This window comes from Anoxybacillus flavithermus (genome assembly GCF_002742685.1).
GTDB classification, from domain to species: Bacteria; Bacillota; Bacilli; order Bacillales; family Anoxybacillaceae; genus Anoxybacillus; species Anoxybacillus flavithermus_E.
The window spans coordinates 19,866-32,554 of record NZ_PEDM01000004.1; the positions used below are offsets into that span (position 1 = coordinate 19,866).

General features: G+C 43.1%; 14 protein-coding genes and 1 other annotated feature. Of the genes, 9 read left to right on the forward strand and 5 right to left on the reverse strand.

Translation table 11 applies throughout. The features are described from left to right. Positions 1–199: 199 nt before the first annotated feature. From ahpC to CS060_RS03575, 5 genes are all read left to right on the forward strand, one after another. Positions 200–763: an alkyl hydroperoxide reductase subunit C gene (gene ahpC, locus CS060_RS03550; protein ID WP_035050260.1), complete on the forward strand. Its 564-nt coding sequence runs from the start codon at positions 200–202 to the stop codon at positions 761–763. A gap of 14 nt (positions 764–777) precedes the next feature. Continuing rightward, positions 778–2,307 carry an alkyl hydroperoxide reductase subunit F gene (gene ahpF / locus CS060_RS03555; protein ID WP_035050262.1) on the forward strand — a complete coding sequence of 510 codons (1,530 nt, stop codon included), beginning with the start codon at positions 778–780 and terminating at the stop codon, positions 2,305–2,307. Positions 2,308–2,408: 101 nt separating this feature from the next. Continuing rightward, positions 2,409–2,585 (forward strand) — a binding site (T-box leader). A 59-nt stretch (positions 2,586–2,644) separates the two neighbouring features. Next, entirely contained in the window at positions 2,645–4,027 is a 1,383-nt protein-coding gene (locus CS060_RS03560) for a glycine--tRNA ligase (RefSeq protein WP_035050263.1), read from the forward strand. A gap of 59 nt (positions 4,028–4,086) precedes the next feature. After that, positions 4,087–4,761: a uracil-DNA glycosylase gene (locus CS060_RS03565; protein WP_035050265.1), complete on the forward strand. Its 675-nt coding sequence runs from the start codon at positions 4,087–4,089 to the stop codon at positions 4,759–4,761. Positions 4,762–4,939: 178 nt separating this feature from the next. Next, a complete protein-coding gene (locus CS060_RS03575) occupies positions 4,940–5,935 on the forward strand; it encodes a potassium channel family protein (protein ID WP_099668693.1) in 996 nt (331 codons plus the stop codon). 18 nt (positions 5,936–5,953) lie between these two features. Here CS060_RS03575 and CS060_RS03580 read toward each other — a convergent pair whose 3' ends face one another. Then, the gene (locus CS060_RS03580) at positions 5,954–7,570 is read right to left on the reverse strand and encodes a glycoside hydrolase family 13 protein (protein ID WP_035050268.1); all 1,617 of its coding nucleotides are present in this window, start codon (positions 7,568–7,570) and stop codon (positions 5,954–5,956) included. Between the two features lie 98 nt (positions 7,571–7,668). On the opposite strand from CS060_RS03580, the gene CS060_RS03585 reads away from it, so the two are divergent. Next, positions 7,669–7,905 carry a YwdI family protein gene (locus CS060_RS03585; RefSeq protein WP_035050271.1) on the forward strand — a complete coding sequence of 79 codons (237 nt, stop codon included), beginning with the start codon at positions 7,669–7,671 and terminating at the stop codon, positions 7,903–7,905. A gap of 11 nt (positions 7,906–7,916) precedes the next feature. Further along, complete coding sequence (locus CS060_RS03590) at positions 7,917–8,279, forward strand: DUF423 domain-containing protein (protein WP_035050273.1); 363 nt, start codon at positions 7,917–7,919, stop codon at positions 8,277–8,279. Positions 8,280–8,305: 26 nt separating this feature from the next. On the opposite strand, the gene gerQ is transcribed toward CS060_RS03590, so the two are convergent. The 4 genes from gerQ to CS060_RS03610 all read right to left on the reverse strand — a co-directional run bounded on the left by gerQ (position 8,306) and on the right by CS060_RS03610 (position 10,686). Next, the gene (gene gerQ / locus CS060_RS03595) at positions 8,306–8,749 is read right to left on the reverse strand and encodes a spore coat protein GerQ (RefSeq protein ID WP_035050274.1); all 444 of its coding nucleotides are present in this window, start codon (positions 8,747–8,749) and stop codon (positions 8,306–8,308) included. Between the two features lie 14 nt (positions 8,750–8,763). Beyond that, a complete protein-coding gene (locus CS060_RS03600; protein WP_035050276.1) occupies positions 8,764–9,186 on the reverse strand; it encodes a cell wall hydrolase in 423 nt (140 codons plus the stop codon). 122 nt (positions 9,187–9,308) lie between these two features. After that, entirely contained in the window at positions 9,309–10,055 is a 747-nt protein-coding gene (hemQ, locus tag CS060_RS03605; RefSeq protein ID WP_035050313.1) for a hydrogen peroxide-dependent heme synthase, read from the reverse strand. Between the two features lie 67 nt (positions 10,056–10,122). Continuing rightward, positions 10,123–10,686, reverse strand: a complete 564-nt coding sequence (locus tag CS060_RS03610) for a YqaA family protein (protein WP_035050311.1) — start codon at positions 10,684–10,686, stop codon at positions 10,123–10,125. Positions 10,687–10,881: 195 nt separating this feature from the next. Between CS060_RS03610 and pta the strand changes: the two genes are divergently transcribed. Continuing rightward, positions 10,882–11,865 carry a phosphate acetyltransferase gene (pta, locus tag CS060_RS03615; protein ID WP_035050309.1) on the forward strand — a complete coding sequence of 328 codons (984 nt, stop codon included), beginning with the start codon at positions 10,882–10,884 and terminating at the stop codon, positions 11,863–11,865. Next, complete coding sequence (lipL, locus tag CS060_RS03620; RefSeq protein WP_099668694.1) at positions 11,865–12,689, forward strand: octanoyl-[GcvH]:protein N-octanoyltransferase; 825 nt, start codon at positions 11,865–11,867, stop codon at positions 12,687–12,689. The genes pta and lipL overlap by 1 nt, the downstream gene beginning before the upstream one ends.

Here is a 12,689-nt window from a genome sequence, read left to right on the forward strand (position 1 = left end):
TTATGGAAAAGGAATGAAGGGAATATGTGTCGAAAAACTAGATAGCCTGATAGTTTCTACTTGACAAATAAACATTACTATATGATAATTTATATCGAATTATAATTGTTATAATTTATTTTTGCTTTCAGTCATATTTTTCGTATGACTGGAGCATACTACTAACATGCAAAAAAATGATGCAGGAGGATGATTCACAATGCCACTAGTAGGAAAACAAGTACAACCATTTAAAGCGATGGCGTACCATAACGGTGAATTTATCGAGGTAACAGAAGAAAACTTAAAAGGAAAATGGAGCGTTGTTTGCTTCTATCCAGCAGACTTTACATTTGTTTGTCCAACTGAGTTAGAAGATTTACAAAACGAATATCCAAAATTAAAAGAGCTTGGTGTAGAAGTATACTCTGTTTCAACAGATACACATTTCACACATAAAGCATGGCATGACCATTCACCAGCGATCAGCAAAATTGAATATGTGATGATTGGAGACCCTTCTCAAAAATTATCACGCATGTTCGAAGTGCTTGATGAAGAAACAGGTCTTGCGCAACGCGGTACGTTCATCATCGATCCAGATGGCGTCATTCAAGCAGTTGAAATTAACGCTGACGGCATCGGTCGCGATGCAAGCACAATCGTAAACAAAATTAAAGCAGCACAATACGTACGCAATAACCCAGGTGAAGTATGCCCAGCAAAATGGCAAGAAGGTGGCAAAACGCTTAAGCCAAGCCTTGACCTTGTAGGTAAAATTTAAGGAGGCTTATGTACATGATATTGGATGCGGAAATTAAAGCACAGCTCGCCCAATATCTACAATTGATGGAAAATGACATTGTGTTAAAAGTAAGCGCGGGAGACGATGAAGTTTCCCGCGATATGCTTGCTTTAGTCGATGAGCTTGCTACAATGTCACCGAAAATCAAAGTAGAGAAAACAACGCTAGAGAGAACGCCAAGTTTTAGTGTCAATCGCATTGGTGAAGATACAGGCGTTGTATTCGCGGGCGTGCCTTTAGGACATGAATTTACTTCTCTCGTGCTTGCATTGCTTCAAGTGAGCGGAAGACCACCAAAAGTCGATCAAGCGGTTATTGAACAAATTAAACATTTAAAAGGGACGTATCATTTCGAAACATACGTCAGCTTAACATGCCATAACTGTCCGGACGTCGTGCAAGCGTTAAACGTCATGAGCGTATTACATCCGAACATTTCCCATACGATGATTGATGGGGCAGCATTTAAAGAAGAAGTTGAACAAAAAGATGTCATGGCTGTGCCGACGGTCTTTTTAAACGGTGAGCCATTCGCAAGCGGACGCATGTCGCTTGAGGAAATTCTTGCGAAGTTAGGAAGCACGCCGGATGCTTCTACTTTTGCAGAAAAAGACCCATTTGATGTACTTGTCATCGGTGGCGGACCTGCTGGCGCAACAGCAGCGATTTATGCGGCGCGTAAAGGCATTCGCACAGGAATCGTTGCAGAACGTTTTGGAGGTCAAATTTTAGATACGTTAGGCATTGAAAACTTTATTAGTGTGAAATATACAGAAGGTCCGAAGCTTGCGGCAAGTCTTGAGGAACATGTGAAACATTATAACGTTGATATTATGAACTTACAGCGTGCCAAACGGTTAGAAAAGAAAGACCTTATTGAAGTAGAGCTTGAAAACGGTGCGGTATTAAAAAGTAAAGCCGTCATTATTGCAACAGGTGCACGTTGGCGTAACCTCGGTGTCCCAGGTGAAGCGGAGTTCAAAAATAAAGGGGTCGCTTACTGCCCGCATTGTGACGGACCGTTATTTGAAGGAAAACATGTCGCGGTCATCGGCGGTGGGAACTCTGGAGTAGAAGCAGCGATTGACCTCGCTGGAATCGCTAAGCATGTGACAGTGCTTGAATTTGCCACAGAATTAAAAGCGGACGCTGTATTGCAAGATCGTTTATACAGTTTACCGAACGTTACTGTGATTAAAAATGCACAAACAAAAGAAATTACAGGCACAGATAAAGTGAACGGTCTCACATATATTGATCGCGCAACAGGCGAAGAGCACCATATTGAACTTCAAGGTGTATTCGTGCAAATCGGGCTTGTACCGAATACAGAATGGTTAGAAGGAACGGTAGAGCGCAATCGCTTTGGGGAAATTATCGTCGATAAGCGCGGTGCGACAAACGTTCCTGGCGTCTTCGCTGCTGGCGATTGTACAGATAGCGCATATAAACAGATTATCATTTCTATGGGCTCAGGCGCAACCGCTTCTTTAGGAGCGTTTGATTACTTGATTCGAAATTGATAACTCACTCAACCCGCTTTACTATTTAATGTGAAGCGGGTTTTGTTTCCCCCTTGACTCCCCTATTTCAGTTTGATACAATATTAGCCAAATGAAATACAGGTGCAACGATGAAAGATGGATAGTAGCTAAGGTTGTTCTTTTATAGCGAGCTAGGGATGGTGGAAGCCTAGTAAAGACGCTTAGCGAAACGGCAGTCTGGAGTTGCTTCACGCAAAAGTGGATGCGTTACGCATCAACTAGGGTGGAACCGCGGGAGTTACGCTCTCGTCCCTAGGCGAAAGGCCTAAGGATGAGAGCGTTTTTTGTTTACATTTGACAAAAAGGAGGATGAAAGATGTCAGTAACGATGGATCAAATTGTAGCACACGCGAAACATCGTGGTTTTGTTTTTCCTGGTTCAGAAATTTACGGTGGATTAGCGAATACGTGGGATTACGGTCCGTTAGGGACAGAGTTGAAAAACAACATTAAACGCGCATGGTGGAAAAAGTTCGTTCAACAATCGCCATATAACCTTGGCTTAGATGCCGCAATTTTAATGAACCCGCGCACGTGGGAAGCGTCAGGTCATTTAGGAAACTTTAACGATCCGATGATCGACTGTAAGCAATGTAAAGCGCGTCATCGGGCGGATAAGTTAATTGAAAGCGCGCTTGAAGCGAAAGGCATTGAAATGGTTGTCGATGGGCTTCCGTTTGAAAAAATGGAGCAGCTCATTCAAGAGCACGACATTGCTTGTCCAGATTGTGGTAGCCGCGACTTTACAAACATTCGTCAATTTAACTTAATGTTTAAAACGTTTCAAGGTGTGACGGAGTCGAGCGCAAACGAAATTTATCTTCGTCCTGAAACGGCACAAGGCATTTTTGTCAACTTTAAAAACGTACAACGGACGATGCGTAAAAAGTTGCCATTTGGCATTGCACAAATAGGAAAAAGTTTCCGTAACGAAATTACACCAGGAAACTTTACGTTCCGCACACGCGAATTTGAACAAATGGAGCTTGAGTTTTTCTGTAAGCCGGGAGAAGAATTACAGTGGTTTGATTATTGGAAACAATATTGTGAACAATGGCTGTTATCGCTTGGCATGAAGCGTGAAAATATTCGTTTGCGCGATCATTCTGAAGACGAACTATCTCACTACAGCAACGCGACAACAGATATTGAATATAAATTCCCATTCGGTTGGGGCGAGCTATGGGGGATTGCATCACGTACCGATTATGATTTACGTCGTCATATGGAATATTCAGGCGAAGACTTCCATTACCTTGATCAAGAAACGAATGAACGATTCATTCCGTATTGCATTGAACCTTCACTCGGTGCAGATCGTGTGACGCTTGCATTTATGATCGATGCGTACGAAGAAGAACAATTGGCAGACGGCACAACCCGCACAGTCATGCATCTTCACCCAGCATTAGCGCCATATAAGGCAGCTGTATTACCGTTATCGAAAAAGTTATCAGAAGGTGCACGTGAGATCTTTGAACAATTGTCACAACACTTTATGGTTGATTACGACGAGTCTGGTTCGATCGGAAAGCGATATCGCCGTCAAGATGAAATTGGCACACCGTTCTGTATTACGTATGACTTTGATTCAGAACAAGATCAAATGGTGACGGTACGCGACCGCGACACAATGGAACAAACGCGCATTCCAATTGCAGAATTAAAAAGCTTCTTAGAAGAAAAAATTCAATTTTAAGCAAAAACAGGCTATCCTATAAAGTAGGGTAGCCTTTGTATTAGAAAGGAAGTGCGACGATGAGCATATTAAAAAACGATTGGGCCCCATTATTAGAAGAGGAGTTTCAAAAACCGTATTATTTGAAGTTGAGAGAATTTTTAAAAGAAGAATATCGTACAAAAACAATTTATCCCGATATGCACGACATTTTTAATGCCCTTCATTATACTTCGTATGCAGATGTCAAAGTCGTCATTTTAGGACAAGACCCGTATCACGGGCCAAATCAGGCGCACGGATTAAGTTTTTCCGTAAAGCCAGGTGTTGCTTTGCCACCATCGTTATTAAACATTTTTAAAGAGTTACAAGATGACCTAGGGTGCTATATTCCAAACAACGGTTATTTATTAAAATGGGCGAAGCAAGGGGTGCTATTGCTAAATACCGTATTAACAGTACGACGCGGGGAAGCAAATTCACATAAAGGAAAAGGGTGGGAATATTTTACAGACCGCGTCATTGAGCTTGTAAATGAAAAACGTGAGCCTGTCGTCTTTATTTTATGGGGACGTCATGCGCAAGCAAAAAAAGCGCTCATCACGAATGAGCATCATTACATGATTGAAGCACCGCATCCAAGTCCGTTTTCCGCCGCGCGAGGTTTTTTCGGTAGCCGTCCTTTTTCAAAAACAAATACTTTTTTACAACAGACAGGGAGAGAGCCAATTGACTGGCAAATCGAAAACGTGTAATACACGTATCAATTGTTACGAATGCAAACATTTTTATGTGACGTGGGATGCGCAAATGCCACGTGGCTGTCGGGCGTTCGGTTTTAAAAGCGCAATGTTGCCGTCTATTGTCGTTAAGCAATCATCAGGTACGCCTTGCATGAAGTTTGTAAAAAAAAGAACATAAGGGGAGAAACGGATGAGTTCGTCGCGCTCTATCGTCGTTTCTGTCGTCGCGATGATCGTCGCTATTATCGCAGGAACGGTAGGGTTTATGTTTTCTGAGCAATTAACATTTTTTGATGCGCTTTGGTTGACGGTTGTTACGATTTTGACGGTCGGCTATGGCGATACAGTTCCGCAAACGTTTTATGGGAAAATGTTTGCGTTGATTATTATTCCCGTCGGTATTAGTATCGTGACATACGCGACAGGGGCGGTTGTTTCGATGATGATGGAAGGGGAATTTTCGAAAACGGTGCGGAGGCGAAAAATGAAAAAGAAAATTGAAGCGATGACGAATCATATTATCGTATGCGGGTTTGGTCGTGTTGGCGAACAAGTTGTACGTGAGCTTGTCAAAAATGGGACAGATGTCGTTGTCATCGAACGGAATATAGATTGGCTTGAGGAAATGGGCGATCCTATTCCGTATGTTGAGGGAGATGCTACAGCAGATGACGTGTTAATTGCCGCAGGCATTGAGCGTGCCGCGGGATTAGTTGCTGCGTTGCCTTCTGATGCCGATAACGTCTTCATTTCTTTAACCGCAAAAGGACTGAATCCTAGCATTCAAGTTGTCGCGCGTGCCGAGCGAACGGAATCGGAAGAAAAATTGCGGCGCGCTGGGGCGGATAAAGTGATAAACCCTGCCTTTTTAAGCGGTCGACGGATGGCGATGACGATGTTGAAGCCGGTGAGTGTCGATTATGTCGATACGATTTTTCACGATCGTGCCGAACAATATGCGATTGAAGAGATTACGATTGAATCACATTCTTTATTTGTCGGGACGTCTGTCCGCGATCAAGCGGTGCGCACCCGATTTGGCGTGACGATTATCGCCATTCAACGTCAAAACAATATAATTGGCAATCCAGCGCCAGAGGAGCGGTTTTGTATTGGGGATGTCTTGATCGTATTCGGTGAAAAACGAGCGCTAGAGGCGTTTGAACAGGAAGTCAATAAAAAATAAGCAGCCAACTCGGGCTGCTTATTGTAGGGCATAAATTCTTGCTTCGTGCGGACGCATATGAAGCGTTGCGCCTTCTTCTTTTACGTCTGTGTAGTTGCTAAGCAAAAGATGGAGGTGAGCCGAAGCAAGCTCTTCTGGCAATTCATATACGTTGTCGTTATCGCAATGATTTAAGACGATGAGCCAACGAACTCCCTCGAGTTCACGTGTATAGGCGTAAATGTACGGATCATTTTCTGAAAAATCGCGGAACGTTCCGTACACCATGACCGGGTTTTGTTTACGTAATTGAATAAGCTTTTTATAGTAATAATACACCGAGTTCGGATCAGCTAACGCTTGTTTGACGTTAATTTCTTTATAATTTGGGTTGACTTTTAGCCAAGGTGTTCCGGTTGTAAATCCGGCATGTTCGCTATCGTCCCATTGCATTGGCGTACGCGAGTTATCGCGGCTCAGTAGCTGCAAGCTTTCTAGCACTTCTTTCGGATCGCGACCTTTGGCGACTTCCTCGGCATATTTATTTTTCATCGCAATGTCGTTATAGTCATCGATTGAGTCAAATTTGACGCCCGTCATGCCGATTTCTTCCCCTTGATAAATGTACGGGGTTCCAGGCAACGTATGCACGAGCGTAGCGAGCAGTTTTGCTGATTCAACCCGAAACTGTTTGTCGTTTCCATAGCGCGTCACTTGTCGTGTGTGGTCGTGATTGTTTAAAAATTGCGAGTTCCATCCTTTGCCCCACAAACCTTCATACCAACGTTTTTGAATTTGTTTAAAGCGAATCGGATCCCATGTCGGCATTTCGTCGCACACTTCAAAATGGAAAAGAGTATGTAGTTCGTTTCGATCTTCTCCGACATATTTTAAGCCTTCCTCTGGCGACACGAAAGCGACTTCCCCGACAGTGAAAATGTCATAATGCTTTAACACTTTTTCATGCATTTCTTGTAAATAGTCATGCACGCCAGGATTGTTTGTTAAATAACGAATGTCATACGGATTTTCGGCATCTGGGAATCCTTCAGGTTTGGCAAGCAAAGCAATCGCATCTAAACGGAACCCGTCGATCCCTTTATCTAACCAAAAACGCATCATTTTATAAATTTCTTCACGAACTTCTTCGTTTTCCCAGTTTAAATCTGGTTGCTCCACCGCGAACGAATGAAAATAATATTGCCTTGTTTGTTCATCATATTCCCATGCGGATGGGGTAAAGTACGAGCGCCAGTTATTCGGTTTGTCGCGCCATATGTACCAATTGCGTTTCGGATTATGTTTTGACGAACGAGATTCAATAAACCAAGGATGTTGATCGGATGTATGGTTCACGACAAGATCCATAATTAACTTCATTCCGCGTTTATGTACCTCATGAAGCAAGCGATCAAATGTCCCCATATCCCCAGCTTTATCCATAATGCGATAGTAATCAGAAATGTCGTATCCGTTATCTTTATCAGGCGACTCATAGCACGGATTCAGCCAAATGACATCCACTCCTAAGTCGCGAATGTAATCGAGCTTTTGAATCAGTCCTTCTAAGTCACCATACCCATCACCGTTTGAGTCAAAAAAGCTGCGCCAATATACTTGATATACAACCGCTTCTTTCCACCATGTCCGTTTCATTCGTTGTCACTCCTTTATTAAGCGTTTTCAATTTGAAAAGTTGCTATGTATAAGATAACATTGTTGTAAAGGAAAAAGAAGAGGGGAGTGAAAACGTTTTGGATATATCAGTGGCAAATGTATTAACAAAGATCGAAGAAGAAATTGCGAAAGCGAAGCATGCGTCATCACCGCAAGTAGTGCGTCAACATATATATGCTGTTCGCGCATTGTGCGACATTATTTTGCAACAACCATCACCAAGCACACAAGAAGTGACTTTGCCGCAACCGACAAAAACCGAACGATTAGATATCGGTGCCGATGCGAACGGGTCATCATTACTTGATTTTTAGGGGGAATGAACATGAAACTATTTACAATTATCGCTTCCATTAGTGCTGCGTTGTGTGTCGCGCTCGGTGCGTTCGGAGCGCACGTGTTGGAAGGAAGAATCCCAGAGAGATATATGGACACATGGCAAAAAGCGGTTCAATATCAAATGTTCCATACGATCGGTTTATTTATTGTGGCATTACTTGCGACAAAGTGGTCAAATGTGATGCCAGCTGGATGGTTTATGCTTGTAGGGATCGTTTTATTTTCAGGTAGTTTATATGTACTAAGCTTAACACAAATTAAAGTACTTGGAGCGATTACGCCGTTAGGGGGCGTGTCGTTTATTGTTGCTTGGCTATTTTTAGCATATATTGCTATGAAACAAATGTAAAACGAGGCGAGATTGACGCCTCGTTTTTAACGTGGAGCATATGTGCTTAATCCGACACCTGGTGCAAATGGATATTCATAATTAATTTCCTCGTCAAACGTCACATAGTCGAGATAAATCATTGGCAGTAAATAGCGCATTCCTGTTTGCGGATCGCTTAAAATGAGATGATCACGACCAGCCGCTTCAATGGCACCACGGAAAATTTTCGCATTCCATTCACGATTGTTTTCAAATGTCATATAAACGGTTGCAATTTTCCCTTTGTTTAGTCGTAAAATGTTTTCAATGTATGATTCTTCGACCGGAAGCATGCCAGGTAGCGGCTGGCTGGCGGTTGTTGGCGTTTGCATCGCCCCCGTTTGTGGTGTAAACGTTGGTGTAGGTATGCCAAAAGGATATGTTGGCATTTGGTATGGATAGTAGTACGGATACGGATAGTACGGCATTTGTTGACGTTCATCACTCATGAGAATCCCTCCTTCTAATATACCCTTGGACAATTAGAACGCGTTGGCGCGTAAAAGCAGTGTGCTTTAAAACGACCGGCATTCCATTGATTAAACCATTGTGGCGGACAAGTGCCGTCTGGTCGGAAAAACCAGAGAGAATTTGTGGCAGGATGAAACCGCTCACCACGGATGACGCGACGGGCAAGACGAATATCCTCTTCACGTGCCCGTTGATAAAAATACCCTTTTTGTACAGCCTCAAATCCCCCAGGGCTTTGAAATACCATTTGGCGAATGGTACGAAGCCCTTCAAAGTCTAAACAGTTTGCGCGCACGCGATTCACTCCAACATTCCCAACCATTAACATACCGAGTTGTCCGTCTTCCTCTGCCTCTGCGCGCATAAGACGGGCAAGCAATTTCACATCTTCTTCTGTATATGCAACAACAGCCATCCCTTCACCTCACTTTATGAAAATTGCTATTAGCCTATGATGAGACATACGAAAATGTGAGGAAAGTCGTCATTGTTATATGTATGAAAGAGATGATAAAAAAAGACCTCCAAATCGGAGGCCTACACATGTAAAAACTGTTCCATTTTTTCTTTCGGTAAAATGTTGCCGACAAAGAAAGAGCCGAATTCACCAAATCTTGCGCTCACTTCATCAAATCTCATTTCGTATACGAGCTTTTTAAATTGAAGCACATCATTTGAAAAGAGCGTCACGCCCCATTCATAGTCATCAAAGCCGACCGAACCGGTAATGATTTGTACGACTTTTCCAGCATATTTTCTTCCCGTCATGCCGTGTGCGCGCATTAAATTGCGGCGCTCTTCCATCGGAAGCATGTACCAGTTGTCGTTTCCTTGACGGCGCTTGTCCATCGGATAAAAACAAACGTGATTTGTTTTTGGTAAAATCGGATATAAACGGCGACGTACTTCCGGATTTTCATACGGATCGCCTGCCTCTGCTGGCAAGTAGTTGCTTAGCTCAACGACAGAGACGTACGAATAGGCTGGCACGAGATATTCAGCAAGTTTTGTTTTATTGATTGCTGTTTCAATTTCATGCAATTCTTCCATCGTTGGACGTAAAAGCATAAACATGATGTCTGCTTTTTGTCCCATAATCGTGTAAATCGCATGACTACCTTCTTTAGCAGATTCGGTATTTTCCCATTTTTCGACTAATGTGAAAAACTCTTGTATTGCTTCTTGGCGCTCTTCGTTTGTGAGCGTTTTCCAAGCCGCCCAATCTACCGTGCGGAAGTCATGGAGAGAATACCAACCGTCTAACGTTTGTGCTGCTTCGCTCATGTCCAACACTCCTTTTGTTATGTACTACCGAAATTGTATCATATGTGTTTCGTTTATGCCAAACGCACTATTTGAACCGTTTGTAAATAAGAAAAGCAATGATAATGACAATGCCACCAACGATTGTGATCGTTGTAAAATGTTGTTCGATAAATGTTTTCGCTTGAGCACCTAACATGAAAATAATAAGCCCTTCTGCGAAAAAGCGCGCCCCGCGACCGATAAATGACCAAAAAAGCAACGTGCGAATGTTTACGTTAGAAATGCCCGAGAAAATCGTAAACACTTTATACGGAATGGGTGTAAACCCTGCGATGACGATCGCCATCGCCCCGTATTGTTGAAAATATTGTTCTACTTTGTCCATTTTTTCATCAGAAATAAAATAACGTAAAATCGGTCTGCCGAACCTTTTTCCGATATACCACCCAAGCAGTGCGCCAAATACGGAGGCGACCGTTGTTAAAAAAGAAAACCATAGCGCCTTTTCCGGCTGAGCGATGCTTAACGGAATTAATAACACATCAGGCGGAATCGGAAAAAATGAAGATTCTGTAAAAGAAACGATGACGAGACCGATAACGCCAAATTCAAGTAACCATTGTTCAAGATGATGAATCCATTGTGACATATGATAACGCTCCTTTATTTGTACATGTTTCTTAACAAATATATCACTTTTTAGGCGATATATCACTCAAGATAAAAAACAGAATTGTTATAAAAAAAAGACTATTTTCGTTTGTGGTGTAATTCATTGCTTTTCGTCTCAATAAGAGTATTCTAATAGATAGACGAATTTTTTTAAACTAAGGAGGAACATTTCGTGAGTGATTTATTTGCAGCCTTAAAACAAAAGGTGGCAGGAAAAAATGTAACGATCGTGTTTCCGGAAGGACTAGATGAACGTATTTTAACAGCTGTCGGACGTCTAGCGGCAGAAAATGTATTACATCCGATTGTCATCGGCGAGCAAGAAGCTGTCGTCCAAAAAGCGAAAGAGCTTGGTTTGACGCTTGGGAGAGTAGAAATCATCGATCCACGTACGTATGAAGGAATGGAGGAAATGGTTGCCGCGTTTATTGAACGTCGCAAAGGAAAAGTGACGGAAGAAGATGCGCGCAACATCTTACTTGATGAAAATTACTTCGGTACGATGCTTGTGTATATGGGGAAAGCGCATGGGCTTGTGAGCGGTGCTGCGCATTCGACAGCGGATACAGTTCGTCCTGCGTTACAAATCATTAAAACAAAACCAGGCATTCGCAAAACATCGGGCGTGTTCATTATGGTGCGCGGTGATGAGAAATATGTATTTGCCGATTGTGCGATTAACATCGCCCCAGATAGCCAAGATTTAGCAGAAATCGCCATTGAGAGCGCACAAACAGCGAAAATGTTTGATATTGAACCGCGCGTAGCGATGCTTAGCTTCTCAACGAAAGGGTCGGCGAAATCGCCAGAAACAGAAAAAGTGATCGAAGCGGTGCGTATCGCAAAAGAAATGGCACCAGAGTTAACGCTCGATGGTGAGTTTCAATTTGATGCCGCGTTTGTTCCATCTGTGGCGAAAAAGAAAGCGCCAGACTCCGTCATTCAAGGCGATGCGAACGTCTTTATTTTCCCAAGCTTAGAAGCGGGGAATATCGGGTATAAAATTGCCCAACGTCTCGGCAACTTTGAAGCGGTCGGTCCAATTTTGCAAGGATTAAATCAACCGGTGAACGATTTATCGCGCGGATGTAACGCCGAAGATGTATACAAATTATCACTCATCACAGCAGCGCAGGCGCTTGCGGCGATGGAATAATGAGTGAATTGTTGCAACAACAAACGTGGCGAGTGATCGATCATTCGAGTCTTGGTCCATCGTTTGATGCGAAGCAGTCATTTGCGTTTGATGATGCGCTTTGCGAATCAGTTGGTAGCGGTCAATCACATCCGATCGTTCGCTTATGGGTGCATCATCAGACAATTGTGCTCGGCATTCAAGATACGAGATTGCCGTACATTGAAAAAGGACTCGCCTACTTACATGAACAAGGTTGGCGCACGATCGTTCGCAACTCTGGTGGGTTGGCGGTCGTATTAGATGAAGGGGTTTTAAACGTTTCGCTTATTTTTTCTGATACAAAAAAAGGAATTGATATTGATCGAGGATATGAAGCGATGGCGACACTCATTGCGCACATGTTGCCAGAAGCACATGTGCAAACAGGGGAAGTTGTCGGTTCGTATTGCCCAGGAAGTTTTGATTTAAGCATTGACGGAAAAAAGTTTGCAGGCATTTCACAGCGGCGCATTCGGGGAGGCGTCGCGGTGCAAGTGTATATATGTGCAAACGGAAGCGGCGCTGAAAGAGCAGGATGGATTCGTGAGTTTTATGAGCGATCTCTTGCGGGAGAACAGACAAAGTTTACGTATCCGACAATCGTTCCGCATACGATGGCATCTTTAAGTGAATTGCTCGGCAAAGAAATGACCGTTTCAACGCTTATCATCCGCCTATACGAAGCGCTTCAATCGTTTGGAAGTAGGCTCGAGCCATCATCGCTCACCCCGGAAGAATGGGAGCGATATAACGTGTATTTTCAACGTATGATTGACCGAAACGAGACGATGCTGCCGAAATAA